Source organism: Gryllotalpicola reticulitermitis (assembly GCF_042651345.1).
GTDB classification, from domain to species: Bacteria; Actinomycetota; Actinomycetes; order Actinomycetales; family Microbacteriaceae; genus Gryllotalpicola; species Gryllotalpicola reticulitermitis.
The window spans coordinates 371,610-388,735 of sequence record NZ_JBHSCN010000002.1; the positions used below are offsets into that span (position 1 = coordinate 371,610).

At 66.3% G+C, this 17,126-nt stretch carries 20 protein-coding genes, 1 tRNA gene and 2 pseudogenes; 10 read left to right on the forward strand and 13 right to left on the reverse strand.

Annotated elements, in window-relative coordinates:
- Positions 1-19: 19 nt before the first annotated feature.
- Positions 20-1,234 (reverse strand): LVIVD repeat-containing protein, encoded by a 1,215-nt coding sequence (locus tag ACFOYW_RS02215; protein WP_390226976.1) that lies wholly within the window; start codon positions 1,232-1,234, stop codon positions 20-22.
- Positions 1,235-1,238: 4 nt separating this feature from the next.
- Positions 1,239-2,819, reverse strand: coding sequence for an AMP-binding protein (locus ACFOYW_RS02220; protein ID WP_390226978.1), 1,581 nt, complete (start codon positions 2,817-2,819; stop codon positions 1,239-1,241).
- A gap of 57 nt (positions 2,820-2,876) precedes the next feature.
- Between ACFOYW_RS02220 and ACFOYW_RS02225 the strand changes: the two genes are divergently transcribed.
- Positions 2,877-3,920 (forward strand): tartrate dehydrogenase, encoded by a 1,044-nt coding sequence (locus ACFOYW_RS02225; RefSeq protein WP_390226980.1) that lies wholly within the window; start codon positions 2,877-2,879, stop codon positions 3,918-3,920.
- Between the two features lie 8 nt (positions 3,921-3,928).
- On the opposite strand, the gene ACFOYW_RS02230 is transcribed toward ACFOYW_RS02225, so the two are convergent.
- Both ACFOYW_RS02230 and ACFOYW_RS02235 read right to left on the reverse strand, forming a co-directional pair.
- Positions 3,929-4,831 carry a DUF6282 family protein gene (locus tag ACFOYW_RS02230; protein WP_390226981.1) on the reverse strand — a complete coding sequence of 301 codons (903 nt, stop codon included), beginning with the start codon at positions 4,829-4,831 and terminating at the stop codon, positions 3,929-3,931.
- Positions 4,832-4,918: 87 nt separating this feature from the next.
- On the reverse strand, positions 4,919-5,539 hold the full coding sequence (locus ACFOYW_RS02235) for a DedA family protein (protein WP_390226982.1): 621 nt from the start codon (positions 5,537-5,539) through the stop codon (positions 4,919-4,921).
- Positions 5,540-5,685: 146 nt separating this feature from the next.
- On the opposite strand from ACFOYW_RS02235, the gene ACFOYW_RS02240 reads away from it, so the two are divergent.
- Positions 5,686-6,738, forward strand: a complete 1,053-nt coding sequence (locus ACFOYW_RS02240; RefSeq protein ID WP_390226983.1) for a sensor histidine kinase — start codon at positions 5,686-5,688, stop codon at positions 6,736-6,738.
- Positions 6,739-6,742: 4 nt separating this feature from the next.
- Here ACFOYW_RS02240 and ACFOYW_RS02245 read toward each other — a convergent pair whose 3' ends face one another.
- Together ACFOYW_RS02245 and ACFOYW_RS02250 are read right to left on the reverse strand one after the other, a co-directional pair.
- On the reverse strand, positions 6,743-7,498 hold the full coding sequence (locus ACFOYW_RS02245) for a phosphatase PAP2 family protein (RefSeq protein ID WP_390226984.1): 756 nt from the start codon (positions 7,496-7,498) through the stop codon (positions 6,743-6,745).
- Between the two features lie 61 nt (positions 7,499-7,559).
- On the reverse strand, positions 7,560-8,015 hold the full coding sequence (locus ACFOYW_RS02250; RefSeq protein ID WP_390226986.1) for a MarR family winged helix-turn-helix transcriptional regulator: 456 nt from the start codon (positions 8,013-8,015) through the stop codon (positions 7,560-7,562).
- An 89-nt stretch (positions 8,016-8,104) separates the two neighbouring features.
- On the opposite strand from ACFOYW_RS02250, the gene ACFOYW_RS02255 reads away from it, so the two are divergent.
- The 4 genes and pseudogenes from ACFOYW_RS02255 to ACFOYW_RS02275 form a co-directional block, all read left to right on the forward strand.
- The gene (locus ACFOYW_RS02255) at positions 8,105-9,520 is read left to right on the forward strand and encodes an MFS transporter (protein ID WP_390226987.1); all 1,416 of its coding nucleotides are present in this window, start codon (positions 8,105-8,107) and stop codon (positions 9,518-9,520) included.
- 31 nt (positions 9,521-9,551) lie between these two features.
- Positions 9,552-10,118: a YbhB/YbcL family Raf kinase inhibitor-like protein gene (locus ACFOYW_RS02260; RefSeq protein ID WP_390226988.1), complete on the forward strand. Its 567-nt coding sequence runs from the start codon at positions 9,552-9,554 to the stop codon at positions 10,116-10,118.
- A gap of 79 nt (positions 10,119-10,197) precedes the next feature.
- A pseudogene (locus tag ACFOYW_RS18715) lies at positions 10,198-10,745 on the forward strand (transposase); the annotation flags it as partial.
- Positions 10,730-11,126 (forward strand): annotated as a pseudogene (locus ACFOYW_RS02275) (ATP-binding protein); the annotation flags it as partial. The pseudogenes ACFOYW_RS18715 and ACFOYW_RS02275, both read left to right, overlap by 16 nt.
- Before the next feature lie 164 nt (positions 11,127-11,290).
- Here the strand turns inward: ACFOYW_RS02275 and ACFOYW_RS02280 are convergent.
- From ACFOYW_RS02280 to ACFOYW_RS02295, 4 genes are read right to left on the reverse strand one after another with little or no spacing between them, the layout of a single operon-like run.
- Positions 11,291-11,872: a carboxymuconolactone decarboxylase family protein gene (locus ACFOYW_RS02280; RefSeq protein WP_390226989.1), complete on the reverse strand. Its 582-nt coding sequence runs from the start codon at positions 11,870-11,872 to the stop codon at positions 11,291-11,293.
- Complete coding sequence (locus ACFOYW_RS02285; protein WP_390226990.1) at positions 11,859-12,191, reverse strand: hypothetical protein; 333 nt, start codon at positions 12,189-12,191, stop codon at positions 11,859-11,861. Before ACFOYW_RS02285 ends, ACFOYW_RS02280 begins: the two co-directional genes overlap by 14 nt.
- 34 nt (positions 12,192-12,225) lie before the next feature.
- The gene (locus tag ACFOYW_RS02290; RefSeq protein WP_390226992.1) at positions 12,226-12,720 is read right to left on the reverse strand and encodes an SRPBCC family protein; all 495 of its coding nucleotides are present in this window, start codon (positions 12,718-12,720) and stop codon (positions 12,226-12,228) included.
- Entirely contained in the window at positions 12,717-13,064 is a 348-nt protein-coding gene (locus ACFOYW_RS02295) for an ArsR/SmtB family transcription factor (protein ID WP_390226994.1), read from the reverse strand. Before ACFOYW_RS02295 ends, ACFOYW_RS02290 begins: the two co-directional genes overlap by 4 nt.
- 474 nt (positions 13,065-13,538) lie before the next feature.
- Between ACFOYW_RS02295 and ACFOYW_RS02300 the strand changes: the two genes are divergently transcribed.
- From ACFOYW_RS02300 to ACFOYW_RS02315, 4 genes are all read left to right on the forward strand, one after another.
- The gene (locus ACFOYW_RS02300) at positions 13,539-14,102 is read left to right on the forward strand and encodes a VanZ family protein (protein WP_390226995.1); all 564 of its coding nucleotides are present in this window, start codon (positions 13,539-13,541) and stop codon (positions 14,100-14,102) included.
- Between the two features lie 294 nt (positions 14,103-14,396).
- On the forward strand, positions 14,397-14,708 hold the full coding sequence (locus tag ACFOYW_RS02305; protein ID WP_390226996.1) for a hypothetical protein: 312 nt from the start codon (positions 14,397-14,399) through the stop codon (positions 14,706-14,708).
- A gap of 204 nt (positions 14,709-14,912) precedes the next feature.
- On the forward strand, positions 14,913-15,281 hold the full coding sequence (locus ACFOYW_RS02310; protein ID WP_390226998.1) for a TfoX/Sxy family protein: 369 nt from the start codon (positions 14,913-14,915) through the stop codon (positions 15,279-15,281).
- Positions 15,278-15,934, forward strand: coding sequence for a DUF2461 domain-containing protein (locus ACFOYW_RS02315; RefSeq protein WP_390226999.1), 657 nt, complete (start codon positions 15,278-15,280; stop codon positions 15,932-15,934). The genes ACFOYW_RS02310 and ACFOYW_RS02315 overlap by 4 nt, the downstream gene beginning before the upstream one ends.
- Positions 15,935-16,329: 395 nt before the next feature.
- On the opposite strand, the gene ACFOYW_RS02320 is transcribed toward ACFOYW_RS02315, so the two are convergent.
- The 3 genes from ACFOYW_RS02320 to ACFOYW_RS02330 all read right to left on the reverse strand — a co-directional run bounded on the left by ACFOYW_RS02320 (position 16,330) and on the right by ACFOYW_RS02330 (position 17,081).
- Positions 16,330-16,638: an HNH endonuclease gene (locus ACFOYW_RS02320; protein WP_390227357.1), complete on the reverse strand. Its 309-nt coding sequence runs from the start codon at positions 16,636-16,638 to the stop codon at positions 16,330-16,332.
- Positions 16,529-16,795, reverse strand: a complete 267-nt coding sequence (locus ACFOYW_RS02325) for a hypothetical protein (RefSeq protein WP_390227371.1) — start codon at positions 16,793-16,795, stop codon at positions 16,529-16,531. Before ACFOYW_RS02325 ends, ACFOYW_RS02320 begins: the two co-directional genes overlap by 110 nt.
- A gap of 213 nt (positions 16,796-17,008) precedes the next feature.
- A tRNA-Ala gene (locus tag ACFOYW_RS02330) sits at positions 17,009-17,081 on the reverse strand.
- Positions 17,082-17,126 lie beyond the last annotated feature (45 nt).

The window sequence follows — 17,126 nt, forward strand, 5'->3', positions numbered from 1 at the left end:
GCTGCCGCCCGCCCTCCGGTCAGTCAGCCAGCGTCAGCACGAAGAGCCCGTAGTTCTTGTCGGTGCAGTAGATGTAGCCGCGCTCGTCCACGATGAGGTCCTCGAAGGACGTCGTGAGCTGAGCTGGCTTCGGCCCGAGCCGCTCGGTGGGGTCGGCGGGAACGTAGTGGGCGATTTCGCGCGGACGCAGCGGCTCGGTGAAGTCGTACACCCGCAGCCCCGCGTTGAAGTGGGTGAAGTACACCCGCGACGAGTCCTCCAGGGTGCCTGCCACGCCCTGATACTGGTGTTGATTGTGCGGCCCGTGACGACCGCCCTTCTGCTGATAGCTGCGCAGACCCGTGCTCTCTTCCGGGATCGGTGTCGGGAACCAGGAAACGATCCGTGGCATCGCCGGGTCATGCACGTCGACCGCAACCGCATATGGCAGTCCCTCGCTGTCACCCTCACCCAACGACTCGCTGTTCACGACAACGAAATCGCCGTGCTTGAACGCAGTGTGCACACCGAGGGGACTGCCGAAGTCCCCGAAGCTCACCCGCGACACCAGCGTCGGCTGCGTCTTGTCGGAGACATCGAGAATGAGGAATCCGTACTGCCCCCAACTGCAATAGGCAAGGTCGCCGACCACGTGCGCGGGTCCGTGCAGTCCCCACTTCGAACCTCCGGTCTCACCGGCGGCCAGGTGCTGACCGGGCGCCCACCAGCGTCCGACCTCGACGACGTGGGTGGGGTCGGAGACGTCGACAATTGAGAGGATGTTGCCGGTGAAGCCGTCGGCCTCCGTCGCCAGGTAGGCGTAGCGACCGCCGTCGTAGTAGTTGCGATGAGTGCCGCGTCCGCCCGTGTCGTAGTGGGCGATGAATGACGGATGCGCGGGGTCGGCCTTCACATCGAAGAGCAACACACCGACCTCTTCGGTCGCGGCGGGGTCGTAACCCCAGCCCGGCGTGGGACGTTCGAGCGCGCCGATCATGAGTCCGTCGGCCACCTGGACCTGATAGGTCCAACTCGCAGGCGGCCCGTCGACATGCGAGATGAGTTCGGGGTTCGCTGGATCTGTGACATCGATAACCGACCAACGCGATACCCAGAAGTGACTCAGATATAGGTAGTACCGCTCACCCACCCTCTGCATCGCCACTTTGAACGCGGGGTTCTTCCCGAGATCGTGGTACCCGACGAGTTCTATGCCGCGCGACTCCGCTGTCGCCGGCGCGTCCTTCAACGCCATGTTCCTACCTTCTCGCGCCGGCGCGCTCGATGCGACCGGACCGGTCATCCGCGTCGATCGCGCGGAGCTTCTCCTTCTGGACTTTGGCGGTCGCTGTTTTGGGCAGCTCACCGATGAGGCGCACGTACAACGGCACCTTGAAGTCGGCCAGGTGTTCGGCCGCCCACACGAAGACCTCGTCTGCTGTCACAGGCTCACCGGGGTCACGCGGCACGACGAAGACGAGCAACTCTTCGTCTGAGAGCTCTGCGGGCACGCCGATGACGGCGGCCTCCGCGATGTGCGGGTGGCGCGCAACGGTTCGCTCGACCTCGAGCGACGAGATGTTCTCACCGCGACGCCGGACGATGTCTTTCATTCGGTCGACGAAGAAGAAGAATCCGTCCTCGTCCTGATATGCACTGTCACCGGTGTGCAGCCAGCCATCGATGAGCGTCTCGGCGGTCTTGGCTGGACGGCCGAAATACCCGAGCATCATTGCGGCATTCTTGAGCAGCAGCTCCCCCGCAGTCCCGCGCGGCACCTCCACACCGTCGCCATCGACGATCTTCGCCTGCGTGCGCGGCACCATCGGATCGGGGTGGTGTCGCTCGATCCCCATCGAGCCCGGTCGACGCGGCTGATCGAGCGGCTCGAGAAGACCGAACGTCGTCTCGCTCATGCCAAAGCCGGAGATGCACCTCAGCCCGAAACGGTGCTCGATCGCGTCGACGACCTCTGTGGCGAGTGTTGGCACGCCATACGCGATTCTGACGGCGTTGTCGGCGTCGTCCGCGGATGGCTCGGACTTGGTAAGGATGAGCGCCATGGCACCGATGAAGTTGAACACGGTGACCCGATGCCGCCGCACCTCGGACCAGAATCGACTCGCGCTGAAGCGTGGCGAGAGCACCATGGCGCCACGGGCGGCGATCGCCGCCATCGTCGAGTACGCCTGCGAGTTGATGTGGAAGAGTGGCAGGCACGCGTAAATGCGATCACCGCGCTCCATATGCATCCAGTCGACGTACGCCTGGCCCGTGAGAACGAAGTTGCGATGGGTCTGCATGACCCCTTTCGGATTGCCAGTGGTACCCGACGTGTATATCAGCGAGATAACGTCATCGCCCGAAAGTTCAACGTGCGGTGCAGGATCTAGCTCGGCCTCCATCAGCGCCGTGAACGATTCGGTCCCCGCGTCGCCGTGTAGCACGGCGACCTCCGGAAGGGCCGCCTGCACGCCACGCAACACCTCGACGTGCTCATCGCCGGCGAGGACGAAGCGCGCGCCCGAATCGCGCACCAGGTATTCGGCCTCCGAAGTCTTGAAGCCGGTGTTGATGGCTACGAGCACGCCGCCAATGCTCGCGAGTCCGAGCCAGGCCCAGACGAACTGCGGCGAGTTATCGAGCATGAACGCGACGCGATCACCTTTGCCGACCCCGAGGCTGTGCCACGCCGCGGCGGCGCGCGTGATCTCCGCGCCGGCGTCGCGGTAGCTCCACTCGCGATCGTCGCCGGTGAACACGAGGAACGACGACCCGGGGGTCTCGGCAATGGCCCCGCCGAAGAAGTCGCGTACGTTAAGACGCGCGAGATCGATCATGACAATACAATAAGACGCTGTATCAAAATAACGCTAGACACGACGCGAGGAGCCCAGATGCCGACGTTCACCATCTCCGTAATTCCAGGGGACGGCATCGGGCTCGAGGTTGTTCCTGCAGCGACCCGTTGCCTGGAGCGCGTCGCATCACGGCACGGCATCGGCCTCGTGTTTAACGAGCATCCGTGGGGCTCCGAGCACTATCTCGCTACCGGCCGCATGATGCCGACCGACGCGCTCGATACGCTCGCGGCGTCGGACGCAGTGATGCTCGGCGCAGTGGGACACCCCGACATCCCTGACACCGAAACCCTCTGGGGTCTGCTCATTCCCATTCGCCGGGGATTTCAGCAGTACATCAATCTGCGCCCCGTGCGCACCCTGCCGGGGGTTCGCGGGCCCCTCGCCAATGACGCCCCAATCGACTTTCTCATCGTCCGCGAGAACAACGAGGGGGAGTATTCGGAAATCGGCGGCCGACTCTACCGTGGCTCGCCAGACGAGATTGCGAGTCAGCTCGCCGTCTTCACACGACGTGGCGTCGAGCGCGTGACTCGCTTCGCCGCCCGTCTGGCGCATGCGCGCACCGGCGTGCTTACGTCGGCGACCAAGAGCAACGGCATCATTCATACGATGCCGTTCTGGGACGAAATCGTCACGGAGCTGGCGGCAGACGAAGACGTCCAGGTCGACAGCGTTCTCATCGATGCGCTCGCCGCGCGCATGGTCCTCAAGCCCGAGTCGCTTGACGTGGTCGTAGCCTCGAACCTTTTCGGCGACATCCTCTCTGACCTCGGCAGCGCCCTCACCGGCTCGATCGGTGTCGCGCCGAGCGCGAACCTCAATCCGGAGCGGAACTTCCCGTCGCTTTTCGAGCCCGTGCACGGCTCCGCCCCCGACATCGCCGGCCGCGGCATCGCCAACCCCGTCGGACAGATTTGGTCTGGCGTGATGATGCTCGAACACCTCGGCGCAAGCGAGGCTGCCAGCGATCTCATGCGCGCAGTCGAGGAAGTGCTCAGCGCCGGACTGGCGACACCCGACCTCGGCGGCAGCACGACCACCGCCGAGTTCACCGACGCGGTCCTCGACGCCATCTGACGGCGGGTTCAGATTCCGAATAGTTCCGAGGCGTTCTGCCCCGTCAGCTGTCGGACTTCGTCATGCGAGAAGCCGAGGTCGAGGCACATCACGATCGTCGCGCGCATCCCGTCGACCGGATGAATCGAATTCGGCTGGCCGAGATCGCTTGCGAGCACGGTGCGGTTCACGTTCGCCGCCCTCACGTACTCGCGCAGAAGCTCAGGCTCGAATCGCCGAAACGGGGAGCCCTCGAGGAAGAGGTTCATCGAGTGCTCGGTGAACACCCCGTCGCGGGCGAGCTGCGCTACGTCTGAGGTGCTAGCGCCCACGATCTCCGGCGGGTGAAGCAGAAGAAGCCGGGTCACGCCCCGGCTGCGTGCCTCATCGAATACCCGGACAACCTCGCTGATGTGAAGGTGGCCGCTGATGAGGACTTGGTCATGCTCGGCGACCACGTCGATGACGCGTTTGAGGTCGTCCACGACAGCACCCCCGTCAGTCAGCACGTCGACAGCGCCTCCAGCTATGCCAGCCGCCACACCGGGGTGGGCATAGCCTGCCTCGTTCTGCTGCCATCGGATGTGGTTGCGCGCCGAATAGGTCGGGAGCCACACGGCGCGGCCACCGATCGCGGCCGACGCCTCAACTGCGGCGGCATTCAGTCCCCCCACCGCCGCATTGAGCACCACGCCCGAGTACATTCGTGTGCCGCGGTCGCCGTAGTGCGCGTTGACCAGCGCCGCGATCGGGGCGCCGTCGTAGTAATGGTCCTTGGTCACGATCGCGCGATAACCGGCGGCCGAGGCTGCGGCAATCATCTCGATATGGTCGAGCGCGCGAGGCACCCGTGAGGGCCCGGAGTGCACGTGAGTGTCGACGACGCCGTGCAGCAGCTGACTGACCTCGTCGCGGCGCCCCTCGATGTTCACGCGCCCATCATCGCACTAGAACACAACACCGTCTGGATTTTGCATATGCGACGCGCCTTCGCCACCAAGGCATCGGCAGCCCGTTGACTATTCGCCGGCGGAGGCCTTGCGCCGTGCGCGCAGCGCGCTGACCGCGAGCGGGAGGACGGAGATCAGCACGACGACGACCATCAGCACGTCGATGTTCTTCGTGACGAACGGGATTCCGCCGAGAAGGATGCCGAGGATCACCATGATGCTCGCCCAGATGCAACCGCCGAGCACATTCCACGGCGTGAAGCGCCGGTAGGGCATCGCGACAATACCGGCGGCCAGCGGAACGTATGTGCGCACGACGGGGACGAAGCGCCCGAGCACGAGGGAGACCGCGCCGTAGCGGAGGAAGAACGCCTCGGCGCGATCGAGGTGAGCGGTCTTGAGCACGCGCGCATCGGGCTTGAACAGTCGCCGGCCGAGGCGCTTGCCGATCAGGTAGCCGGCTTGGTCGCCGGCGAATGCTGCGATTGCCGCGACGAGGACGATCGACCAGGGCTGGATGCCGAGCACCGGAGCGAGGATCGCGGCGGTGATGAGCAGCGAGTCGCCGGGCAGGAACGGGAACAGGACACCCGACTCGATAAAGACGATGACGGCGATGCCGATGAGTACCCATGGCCCGAAGGAGTGAAGCAGGCCGGACGGGTCTAACAGGGGAATCGAGGCGAGCATGAAAACACTCTCGCGTGCTCTCCGCGAGGAATTACTAAGAATCGGCCGACATTGACGTTCCCGCGTGTCGACCGCGAACAGGGGTTCGGGATGGGTCTTGCCTACGATGTGCACGCCCGCAGATCACGGGCCGGAAGGGGCGCCCTGTGAGGCGATGGCTGAGCGCATTGCTGGACCGGATCGGCCTGTGGGTCGTGCGCCGATTCAACGGATGGCGCGTCGGCGACCCGGACCGGCAGATGTACCTGGAGTCCGCGGCTCGGATCGGAGTGCGTGTCGCAGCGGTCTCCTCAGCACTGGTCGTGGGGATGGCCGTCGTCGTCGCGGCATATATCGCGTGGAAGGCATCCCCCGCACAGATGCACGCGCATCACGGGCCCCGCTACGTGCATATCTATCTCGACACCCGCGACCTCACGATCGGCGTCATTGCGTTGGGCTCGTTCTCCGTGGCGATGGCGTGCGTGGCGACCTGGGTCATCGCGGGCCGTGCGGTACGTCCGCTGGGCGAGGCGTTCCAAGCCCAGCGGCGGTTCGTCGCGGACGCCAGCCACGAACTGCGCACCCCGCTCGCCGTCTTGAGCGCTCGGGTGCAGCAGCTCCAGACTCAGTTGGGCAACCCCGATCGGCGCGAGGAGATCGCCGGCCAGGTGTATGCGGACACGAACGTCCTCATCGACATCGTCAACGACATGCTCGAAGCAGCGGCGGGGCGCGCCGCCGAGGTGACGGAGGCGTCCCTCGTGGCAGAAGCGGACGGCGCCCTGCGCGACATGGCCGTCATCGCCGAGCAGCACGACGTCAATCTCACCTGCGAACAGCTGCCCGAGGTACGCGTGCATCTCCCGCCGATTCAGCTGCGCCGCGCCATCGTGGCGCTGATCGACAACGCGATCGACCACACGCCCTCCGGCGGCCACGTCACCGTGACCGCAGGCCTCCTCGGCAGCCGACTGCAGTTGCGCTTCACCGACACGGGCCGCGGGATCACGGGCATCGACCTGACCCACATCTTCGACCGATTCGCCCACGGCGAGCCGGGGGGACGCAATCCGCGAGCCAACTCCCGCACCGGCTACGGCATCGGCTTGGCGCTGGTCAGGGAGATCGCAGCTCGCGCGGGTGGAAGCGTAAGCGTCGAACGGACGGGCGCGAACGGCACCGTGTTCCTCCTCGACCTGCCGGTCGTCAGAGGCTGAGGTCTCAGGCGACGAGCTCGAGGCGGTCGTGGCGTTCGAAGATCCTCGGGAACACCGCGGCCGCGGCGGCGTCGATGACCCGGCCGACCGGAGTCGTCTGATCCAGCCACGCGATGACGACGAACGCGCTCGGGGTGACGAGGAATCCGTAGAGAGCGGCCGCGAGCACATCGCTCGGGTAATGCGCGCCGACGTACAACCGCGCGAAAGCAACCGTCACCGTCACGCAGAGACCAACGACCGCCGTGAAGACGCGCCACTCGAACCTGCGCAGCAGCATCACCGCGGTGACAGTCAGCGCGGCGGCGAAGGTCACGTGCCCGCTCGGGAAGCTCGGATCGATCTCGGCCACCCCGACGTGGTGAGGAAGCAATCCCCAGTCGGGCCGCGGGCGGTGCACAAGGAGTTTGACGATGTCGCTCGATGCCCAGCTCAGTCCCGTCACAAGGCCAGCCGCGAGCCCAGTGGCTGCCCGCTTCGTGAGGATCGCCACAACCACGGCGAACACGAAACCCATGGCGACAGCGGGTGCCGGGGAGAACAGCTTGCTCAGGCCGAGCGCGAGCAGAGTCACCCCGGGGCGGTGGTGCGCGTCGAGCCAGAGGTCGACGTCGAATCCCGCCCTGCTTCCGCGGCTCGCGAGACCCCACAGGAGAATCACCAGGGCCGCGCCTGTCCCGACCATCAGCGTGATCCACGGATGACGCCGCTGGCGAAGGCCCGAGACGGTGGTGCGCGCGTAGGAGGGTGATCCGGTCATGCGATGAGGATCGCCTGCCGGCTCAGAGGTTCCTCTGAGAAATCCTGGGTCGACTGCGCGCCTACGAAGCGGCGATCTGACTGAGCAGCGCGCAGGCGCGGGCGATCGCGCTCTTATCCTCGGGGTCGAGCGCCAGCAGCTGAGCGTCCAGCCAGGCATGACGCTGGGCACGCGTGGCCAGTGCGAGCTCGGCACCCTCAGGCGTGGTGACGAACAGCACCTTCCGGCGGTCCTTGGGGTCGTGGGTGCGGATCGCATAACCGGACGAGGTCAGCCGGTTCACGCTCTGGCTCATCGAAGCGGGCGCCACTTGACCGTATTCGCTGAGCTCCGTCAGCGTCTGCGGGCCGTTCTTGTACAACCAGCTGAGCACATCCAGCGCGGTATCTCCGAGGGCGCCCTCAGGGCGTTCGCTGCGGAACCGGCGGTAGAGCAACCCCACCGTCGATCGCACCTCGGCCCCGAGACCGGGATCGTCGGCGTCCCGTGGCCGGCCCCGACTTGCATTCGCATCCATAGGTAATTAGTGTATCTAAAAGAAAGTCTTTAGTAGACCTAAACATCGATTCGGATCGGATCGGTGACGCACCATCTTCGGAGCACCCCATGTCATCACCCACCACCGCCGGCGACACCGCCGTGAGGGGTAAGTCGTTCTCCTGGCGATTCACCACCCCGTTGTTCATCGGGTCGGCGTTGAACCCGATCAACAGCTCCATGATCGCCACGGCACTCGTGCCGATCGCGACAGGCCTTCACGTCCCCATCGGCCAGACCGCCTCGCTGGTCACTGCCCTGTACCTTGCCAGCGCCATCGCTCAGCCGACCGCGGGCAAAGTGGCCGCAGTCTTCGGCGCCCGCCGGGTGTTCCTCACCGGGATCATCCTGGTGCTCCTCGGTGGTGTGCTGGGCGGGGTGGCGCAGAACCTTCCCATGGTGCTGATCGCCCGCGTGCTGATCGGCTTGGGCACCTCCTGCGCGTATCCGTCGGCGATGATGCTGATCCAGCGCCGCGCCAAGGCCGCGGGAATGGAGAAGCCGCCGGGGGGCGTGCTCGGCGGGCTCCAGATCGCCGGTCTCGCGACCGCCGCGCTCGGCCTTCCGATCGGCGGGGTGCTCGTGGAGACCGCCGGATGGCGGTGGGTGTTCCTCGTCAACGTCCCGGTCGCCCTGATCGCGCTGGCCGCGGCACTGATCTGGATCCCGCGCGATCCCGCTCAGAACGAGCGAAAAGGCATCCGCTCGGTTCTCTCCAGCATCGACCTGACCGGCATCATCGGCTTCTCGCTGGCGATGATCGCGCTGCTCCTGTTCCTCTTCTCGTTGCAGGACCCGAATTGGATCATGCTGGCCGCCGCGGTTGTTCTCTTCGCCACGCTTACGCTCTGGGAGCTGCGCGCAACGTCGCCGTTCATCGACGTGCGACTCCTCGTGCGCAATGCCGCCCTGACCCGCACCTACCTGCGCTACGCGCTGATCGCCTTGTGCGTCTACGTCGTCATGTACGGCATCACCCAGTGGATGGAGGCGGCACGTGGAACGTCCGCGCTGAGCGCCGGGCTCCTCCTGCTGCCGATGAGCGTCATCTCCGGTGTGGTCGTCGCGCCGATCTCTCGTCGCAACCTGGTCCGCGGCCCCGTCGTCATCGCCGCGATCGCCAGCCTCGCCGGCTCCATCGGCGTGCTGTTCCTCACCTCGAGCACGAGCATCGTCTGGATCGTCGTCATCACCGTGATCTTCGGCGTGGTGCTCGGAACTGCCTCGAGCGGAAACCAGCTCGCCCTGTACACCCAGGCTCCGCCCGAGCAGCTCGGCGTCGCATCCGGCCTGTTCCGCACCTTCGGCTACATCGGCTCCATCGCCTCGTCCGCGATCACCGGCATCGTCTTCCACACCAGCGTGACCGACAGCGGCGTCCACACCATCGGACTGATCATGATCGGCGTCAGCATCGTCGCCATCGCATTCACCATCTTCGACCGCACACTCCGAGCCCCGAGCCGCACGGCGCCCCAGGCATAGAGACCCCAGTCATAGAGAGGTAGACATAACCATGCCCGCAAACCCCCTCGGTGTCCTCCTTCGCAACCGACGCGCCGGCCACCACACCCTCGCCTGGGCCGATCCCGCTCTCCAGGCGCCCGAGACCTTCACCCTCACCAGCCCCGCTTTCGAGCACGGCGCACCGATCCCCGAAAAGCACCGCGGTCGGATGCGAGGGCCGAACATCTCCCCCGCGCTCAGCTGGACCATGCCGCCCGTCGGCACCCGCGAGCTCGTCCTGATCGTGCAGGATCCCGACGTGCCCATCGGCAAGCCCGCCACGCACGCCCTCACCGTCGGCATCGACCCGGCCCTGCAGGGCATTCCGGAGAACGGTCTCGCCCACCCCAGTCCCGTCGACGGACTCGCGCACGGCAAGGGTGCCCTCGGCCGCCTCGGCTACGCAGGCCCGCTTCCCATCCGCTCGCACGGACCCCACTCATACGTCTTCCAGCTCTTCGCCCTCGACACGCGAATCGAACTGCCGGGCACTTTCACCCTCGATGACACGCTGAAGGCCATCGCCGGGCACGTCATCGCCCGCGCCCGCCTCGAGGGTACGTACGAGATCAAGTAGGGGGGTCTGTCGGGATTTTCGTGTAAGTGGCTCGGCGTGATGCCGCGGGCGCAGCTCGTGGCGGAAGGAGCATCACGTCATGGAGTCCATGGATGAGGGCCGAGCGGAACCGGTTGTGCTGGGCCCGGATATATACCAGGTCGCGCAGGAGCTGGTCGCGCAGGCGTCCGAGCGCGGGATCGCCTTGACCGGGGAGGGCGGCCTGCTGACCGCCTTGACCCGGCAGGTTCTGCAGACCGCGCTGGAGGCCGAGCTCGCCGCGCATCTCGGGTACGAGAAAGGGCGATCGGGCCGGCGGCAGCGGCGGCGACTCCAGGAACGGGTCGAGCCCGATGACGGTCACGACCGAGAGCGGGCAGGTCACGGTCGATGTGCCCCGGGACCGGGAGGGAAAGTTCGAGCCGCAGATCGTCCCGAAGCACCAGCTAAGGCTGGCCGGGTTCGATGAGGCGGTGATCTCGCTCTACGGCAAGGGCATGACCAGCAGGGATCGCCGAGCATCTCGCGGAGGTCTACGACACGTCCGTCTCCCGCGACCTCGTCTCGACCGTGATCGCGAAGGTGGCCGAGGAAATGCGGGCCTGGCAGGCGAGGCTCCCGGACACGATCTACCCGGTGGTCCTCATCGCGACGAGGCGTGGCGGCTGGTGAGTCACCCGGCGCATGGACGCCCATTGGCGGCTCAGTCGCCACTACGGCATCGCCAACATGCTCGTGTTCCACCGCCTTGGCGACCTCGACAACGTCGGCGACCAGGGCTCGGCAATGCGCGCCCTTGCGTCCTCGCTTCTGGCGAACGCAGAGACGCGGATCATCTACCGACAAGAATCTGATCAGCTGGGCGCAACCGCCGCTGCGCTCGGCCTCACCGGAACAGAGCAGCGACTGATCGCGGGGCTTGGGACCGGGCAGGGCCTGTGGCGCATCCGCGAGTCCAGCTACATCGTCCAGCACCAGATGCACCCCGACGAACTCGCCTGGTTTGACACCACTGCGCGCATGGTGAGCGATTCCCGCGGGTTCACGAATCGTGAGCGCCGAAAGGGCCAGAACTCACTGGTTCAGGGAAGTCTTGGGGCGAGTAGCGGTGTGAGTTCGCGGAATTTGCGCTCTCGCCCTTGGTCTCGGCTGTTGACGATGCGTGGTTCTGATCGGAGGGGGGCGAGGGCTGGTCAGCGGTAGCCACGCTTGAGCATCATCCCGGCGGCTTTGTCGAACTCGTCGTCGGTGGGGATGGCGAAGTCGAGTGTGTCGGCGTAGTGGGTGGTGATGTTGAAGATCGCGGCGACGGCCGCAGCGTCGGCGAGCTGGGCCTGTGACGCTCCAGCCTTGAGCGCCGCTTGCGCGTGGGCGGCGCTCAGTGTCTCTGGTTCTCGGGTCATGGTCTCCAGGAAGGAGAGCGAGGCGCGTAGCGGTTCCGAGATAGGAGCCGTTCGGTAGTCGGCCAGGCAGGCGTTGACGGTGTCACGGTCGAGGCCTCGGACGGCGATGGCGCTGTGGGCGCCGACGCAGAAGGTGCAGGAGTTCCAGTGGGCGACCATCGCGGCCATGAGCTCGCGTTCACCGACGCTCCATTCGCTGGGGCCGCGCATCAGCGCCTGGGTCCATGCGCCGAACGTCGGTCCGACGAAGCCTTTGTCGTAGAACGCGACGCGGGCGGCGTCGGGGAGGCGGATGCCCGAGACAGCGGAGATGATCCGGATCAGGGCGCGAGAGCGCAGATTCTCGCCGCGTTCGATGTCAGGGAGCCGCATCACGGGCCTCCTCGATCGCCCGCACGGCCGCGCCCCACCGCGCCAGTCCTGCGCCGATGCAGGCAGACATGATGATCTCGAACGCGGCCTTGTCGCTGCCTGTGGCCTCGCGGACGGCCGCGACCTGCGCATCGGTGACCTTGTAGGCCGCCTCCCCGATCTGGCGGGCAAGCTCGTCGCGGGGCTGGTCGATGGGTGCGCCTCCGCCTGCGCGCTCCAGTGCCGCAGCGCGCAAGAGCGCGTCAGTCTCGCTGCCGTTGCGGGTCACGGCCGCTTGGAGCGCGCTCGCACGGTCCTGGTTCACAAGGACTGATTCCATCGGTGGTCTCTCTCTGCTGGCCTCTGTCGGCGGGCTATTCGGCCTCTGCCGAGTGCTCGACGACGGTGCGGAAGCGTTCGAGGTAAAGCGGCCAGCCGTCGCCGGTCTCCAGGCTGGTGAAGCTCTCCCATCCGGCGCCATGCCGGTCCAGGTGTCGGTGCTCGAGTTCGACCCGGGTGCGCGTCGCGGACTCTGGGACGAACCGGATCTCGACCTCGCTGGTCCGGTTCGGATCGGTCTCGATCTGCCATCGGGGGCTGATGTCCCAGCTCAGCACGAGCCGGTGCGGGGGCTCGTAGGCGAGGACCTTCGCCCACGTGCAGGTGCTGCCATCGGTGCCGATGTCATACACCGCGCCGCCGACGCGCGGCTCCAGCACGGTACGGTCGATGGGGACCTGGAGCAGGTTGTGCTCGTGCGGCTTGATGTCGTCGAAGCGTTCGGTGAAGACGCGGAATGCATGCTCCGCGGGGGCATCAACGGTCACGGCGACGTGGATGCTGGTGGCGTGATCGGGTGTTGCGCTCATCGCGATGGGATTCCTTCCTGCGCTGCGGCGTCGGCTCGATAGCTCTGTTCGGCCAGCGTCTTGAACGTCGACAGCGTCTGGACCCAGTACGACTCCAGCTCGTGCCGAAGCCCGGCCAGGCCGTCACGTCGAGGTCGATAGAAGCGTTCGCGCCCCTGACGGCGGACATCCACGAGCCCGGCGTCCAACAGCACCCGCAGGTGCTGAGACACCGCAGGCCTGCTCACCGGCAGCTCCCGCGCGATCTCGGTCACCGAACACGGGCCAGCCGCCACCCGGCTGAACACCCGACGCCTCGTCGGATCAGCCAGCGCGTACCAGGGATCGAGCACTGGAACAGACACAACAGGTAAGTTACCACTTACGCATCACCGTTGGCGGCTAGATCCGATCGGGCGTGCTCGCGCAGCAGGCGGCCGGCTCGACGCCGATATCGAAGAAATCGCTGATGCTGCGGATGCCTCCGCCGGTGGCGTGCATCTCCTGGATGATGCGGCCCGCGCACGGCGCCTGCGGGGCGATGCCTGCTTTGGTGCCGGGGAACCGGTGGGCGAGCGCGCTGAGCCGTGGGGCGGCGTGGCTCGTCTCGAACCGCTAGGGATTCAGAGTGCACGGGCATGTTGCCGCCCCTTGGTCGAGTCAACGGGTGAGGCGGACGCGGACGAGTTCGTCCGGCCGGATGGCCCGTCCGCATGCGATGCAGCAGAACGCCAGCCGGCCTGAATAGGGTCGATCGGAACGGTCGGATGTCGGCCACGGGACGCCCGCGGCGCCCGCGTCCGCGACGTGGGCGACCCGACCAGGTGGCGAGGTGTCGAGTGAACGAACGTAAGGCCGGGTCAGCGCCAGATCGTGAGCTGGTACGGGCGGGCGCCCGGGCATTACTCGTCACGGCCTTCGTCGTGTACCTCGCGCTGCTGGCCTGGATCGTGCTGTGGAAACTGCAAGCGCCATATCTGGGCAGCGGCGCGCTTCGCGAGATCAAGATCGTGCCCTACCTCCCCGCGGGCGGAGACGGCGGAAGCGGTCCTCTGGAGGTCGTCGTCAACGTCATCCTGTTTATCCCTGTCGGCGCCTTTCTGGGGCTCCTCGCGCCCTCATGGCGGTGGTGGATGCATGCGCTCGTGCTTGCGGGCGCGAGTCTGGTACTCGAGAGCACCCAGTACGTGATGGCCATCGGGAGCAGCGACATCACCGACGTCATCGACAACACACTCGGGGGCGTCGTCGGGCTCGGGATTCTCGCCCTCCTGCGCCGCGGGTCCACAGCGCGAGCGGAGACGGGAATGCGTCGGGCGCTCGTGATCGTCACGACGATCTTCGCACTCGCGGTCGTGGCGTTCCTCCTCTCGCCGCTGCGATTCCACGATCCCCACGTCTGAGTCGCCAGCCGCCGCTGCGCTCTTCGGCACGATCCCGACCTCACGGCCTGTCGCGGGGCCGCGACATGGTCAATCCGGTACGGCCGCACGCAGTTCCTAGACCACCGCAGACAGCCTGAGCGCCTACCGCTCTTCAGAAAGCGGGTCACCAGCCGACGGAACAGAAGCCGATCGTGACCATAGGGCGAGCAATCCTTTTACGTTCCTTTGTTAGCGGCCGGTAGCGTCAGCGGCGCCGGACGCGACCGCGTCACGGCTCGGCTCGGCTCGGCTCAACCCAGATAGGGGTTCGCAATGACGCAGTTCCTGGTGATCTATCGCGCAGATCCGGAGGCCACGGCGGCGATGCCAGAGCCCTCACCGGAAGAATTCCAGCAGATGATGGCCGCATGGGAGGGCTGGGCGCAGACAGCCGGCTCGGCCGTCGTCGACTTCGGCAACCCCACCAAGCCCGCCAGCGAGGGAGCCGACGCAAGCATCGGCGGCTACTCGGTACTTGAAGCCGAGGACTACGGAGCTCTGCAGCAGATCCTCGAGGGGCATCCACACGCGGCAATGGGCGGCAAGCTCGAGGTCTTCGAGATCACCCCCATCGCAGCAATGTAGCCGTACACAGAGAGGTGCCCCGCGAACGTGCGCGTACGCGGGGCGATCGTGCCTGGTACGTTCCGGCAGGCGGACGGTCAACGGACGCACCCCACCGGCGCATGCCCCCGCCGAGCCGCCGCTCGGACCATCAGCCGAAACCTTATCCCACCGAGCTCACCGAGTTTCTCGATGAGCCCGTGGCCCTCGAGAGAAACCGAACGCATGCAGCTACCCAAACCGAGTGATGAGATCAAAGATCTCTTCCGCTCGGTCGTTCCCGACGCGCCAGGCGTCGAGGTCAAGCCGATGTTCGGCAACCTCGGCGCGTTCGTCAACGGCAACATGTTCGCCGGACTGTTCGGCCCGACCATCGGCATCCGCCTCCTCGACGAGGCCTCGACCGCCGAGCTCCATGCCATCGACGGCACGGGCCCGTTCGGTCCCGAAGAACGCCCGATGGGCGGGTACACCTCCCTCCCCGCCACGTGGAACACCGAACCCGACCGCATCTCGGCCTGGGTCCAGGCTGCACTCGAACAGGTCGGCCAGCTGCCCGCAAAGCAGCCGAAACCCCGAAAGAAGGCGCAATGACCAGCGCAACGACATTCACTGGCTGGCCCCCCGCCGCTCTCGACTTCTACCGCGGCCTCGAGGCCGACAACTCCAAGAGCTACTGGACCGCGTACAAGGACGTATATGAGCAGGGCGTGCTCGCGCCCATGCAGGCGCTCCTCGCCGAGCTCGCAGGCGAATTCGGCGAGGGCAAGATCTTCCGCCCGAACCGCGACCTCCGCTTCAGCGCGGACAAGTCCCCGTACAAGACCGCGATCGGCGCGGTCCTGGGCCGCGGATACGTGCAGTTCTCCGCACAGGGCATCGCGGTCGGAGCCGGATGCCACACGATGGCACCCGATCAGCTCGACCGGTACCGGATCGCGGTGGCGGACGACACGAAGGGGACCGCGCTGCAGGCGGTGATCGCCGAGCTCGCGGACGCCGGCATCGACGTCACGACGCGCGAGACCCTCAAGAGCGCCCCGCGCGGCTTCCCGAAAGACCACCCGCGCGCCGGACTCCTGCGCAACAAGGACCTCGCGGCCTGGAAACAGTGGCCCGCCATCACGAGCTGGGTGGGCTCGACAGGCGCCAAGACGCACATCATCGAGACGCTCCGCGCCTCACAGCCGCTAGTCGACTGGCTCGACACGAACGTCGGCGAGACGACACTCGAACACCGACGCTGAGGTCACGGCCCGCGCCTGCCCCGGTTGGCGAGGACCACCTGGCCGTTGGCGAGTGTGACCACAGCGGCCACGATCGCAAGCCCGAGACCAGCACCGCCAGCCCGGGGGGGGGGGGGGGAGCGCCTCGTCCGGGCGGCTAAACCTCTCCGTGGCCGCAACGATGAATTCTGGGGGCGTCCCCGGCCCATTGTCGGAGACGACGAGGACGGAGGCGCCGTCCTGCCGCCTTGTCAGGGTGATGTCACAGATCCGTGCAGCAGACCCCCAGTTCAATCGCAGGGTTCGCCATGATGGAAAGCTACAGCCGAGCACGGACACAGCATCGGCGGCAACGCGCTCGGAGGCGCAAGACCCACTGGCTGTTGTCGTCGGTGCGCAGCTTTAGCCGACCTGTCCTACTCGCTAACTTCGAACTTTTGACGGGCAAGGTCGAACACTTCGAAATCGAAGCGCTCAAGGCCGCCGTTCTCCCGCGCCCCGTTGCACCATCGATGTGCGAGCCGGAGGTTCTCGGGCTCGTCGCCGCCGCCATCGCGAGCACGCGTGATGTGGTCGAGTACAGGTGACTTGTCTTCGAAGGGCAGAGCGTCGCGCTCAACTGGCAGCAGACAGATCTGGCGGGCCCGAACCGGGCTTGTGCGCGAAGCCGTCGCGGCGGTGTGGGTGCCGCGCGACGGTGTGCAGGGCGCGGTCCAAGCACACAGGCATCGGGCACTCAAACGAGCGGCCGGATTCACGCCATGCGATTGCTTGACCATCCGGCAGCTCGACCAGCTCGTCGATGGTCACGTCGCGGGCCCAGATGAGCCGCCGCTCACCCGACTGGAACCGTGCGACGTCCTCGGGTGAATGCAGCGGCATGACTGGGACGCTAGCTGCGGGCCCTGACATTGGGGAGGCCCAAGTTCAGGGGCGAACGCGTGGGTCGCCTGTTTTGAGCTGACCCGAACTGACCTCTCGGACTTCTTCGGCCCTAATCGGCCTGTTGTTGTTTGGGTTTGAGGGTCAGCTAGCTGACCTCGTCCGCAAAACAAAGCATCCCGGTCAGAAAATCTGCTCTGACCGGGACTGTTGTGGACCCTAGGGGATTCGAACCCCTGACCTTCTCATTGCGAACGAGACGCGCTACCAACTGCGCCAAGGGCCCAAGTGCTGGTCAAGACTATCACGGCCGAAATGTCGCTCTTGACCG

Coding starts and splice junctions, on each gene's coding strand:
- ACFOYW_RS02215 (WP_390226976.1), bottom strand. CDS start 1,234: ATGGCGTTGAAGGACGCGCCGGCGACAGCGGAGTCGCGCGGCATAGAA.
- ACFOYW_RS02220 (WP_390226978.1), bottom strand. CDS start 2,819: ATGATCGATCTCGCGCGTCTTAACGTACGCGACTTCTTCGGCGGGGCC.
- ACFOYW_RS02225 (WP_390226980.1), top strand. CDS start 2,877: ATGCCGACGTTCACCATCTCCGTAATTCCAGGGGACGGCATCGGGCTC.
- ACFOYW_RS02235 (WP_390226982.1), bottom strand. CDS start 5,539: ATGCTCGCCTCGATTCCCCTGTTAGACCCGTCCGGCCTGCTTCACTCC.
- ACFOYW_RS02245 (WP_390226984.1), bottom strand. CDS start 7,498: ATGACCGGATCACCCTCCTACGCGCGCACCACCGTCTCGGGCCTTCGC.
- ACFOYW_RS02250 (WP_390226986.1), bottom strand. CDS start 8,015: ATGGATGCGAATGCAAGTCGGGGCCGGCCACGGGACGCCGACGATCCC.
- ACFOYW_RS02255 (WP_390226987.1), top strand. CDS start 8,105: ATGTCATCACCCACCACCGCCGGCGACACCGCCGTGAGGGGTAAGTCG.
- ACFOYW_RS02260 (WP_390226988.1), top strand. CDS start 9,552: ATGCCCGCAAACCCCCTCGGTGTCCTCCTTCGCAACCGACGCGCCGGC.
- ACFOYW_RS02280 (WP_390226989.1), bottom strand. CDS start 11,872: ATGCGGCTCCCTGACATCGAACGCGGCGAGAATCTGCGCTCTCGCGCC.
- ACFOYW_RS02285 (WP_390226990.1), bottom strand. CDS start 12,191: ATGGAATCAGTCCTTGTGAACCAGGACCGTGCGAGCGCGCTCCAAGCG.
- ACFOYW_RS02290 (WP_390226992.1), bottom strand. CDS start 12,720: ATGAGCGCAACACCCGATCACGCCACCAGCATCCACGTCGCCGTGACC.
- ACFOYW_RS02305 (WP_390226996.1), top strand. CDS start 14,397: ATGACGCAGTTCCTGGTGATCTATCGCGCAGATCCGGAGGCCACGGCG.
- ACFOYW_RS02310 (WP_390226998.1), top strand. CDS start 14,913: ATGCAGCTACCCAAACCGAGTGATGAGATCAAAGATCTCTTCCGCTCG.
- ACFOYW_RS02315 (WP_390226999.1), top strand. CDS start 15,278: ATGACCAGCGCAACGACATTCACTGGCTGGCCCCCCGCCGCTCTCGAC.
- ACFOYW_RS02325 (WP_390227371.1), bottom strand. CDS start 16,795: ATGCCGCTGCATTCACCCGAGGACGTCGCACGGTTCCAGTCGGGTGAG.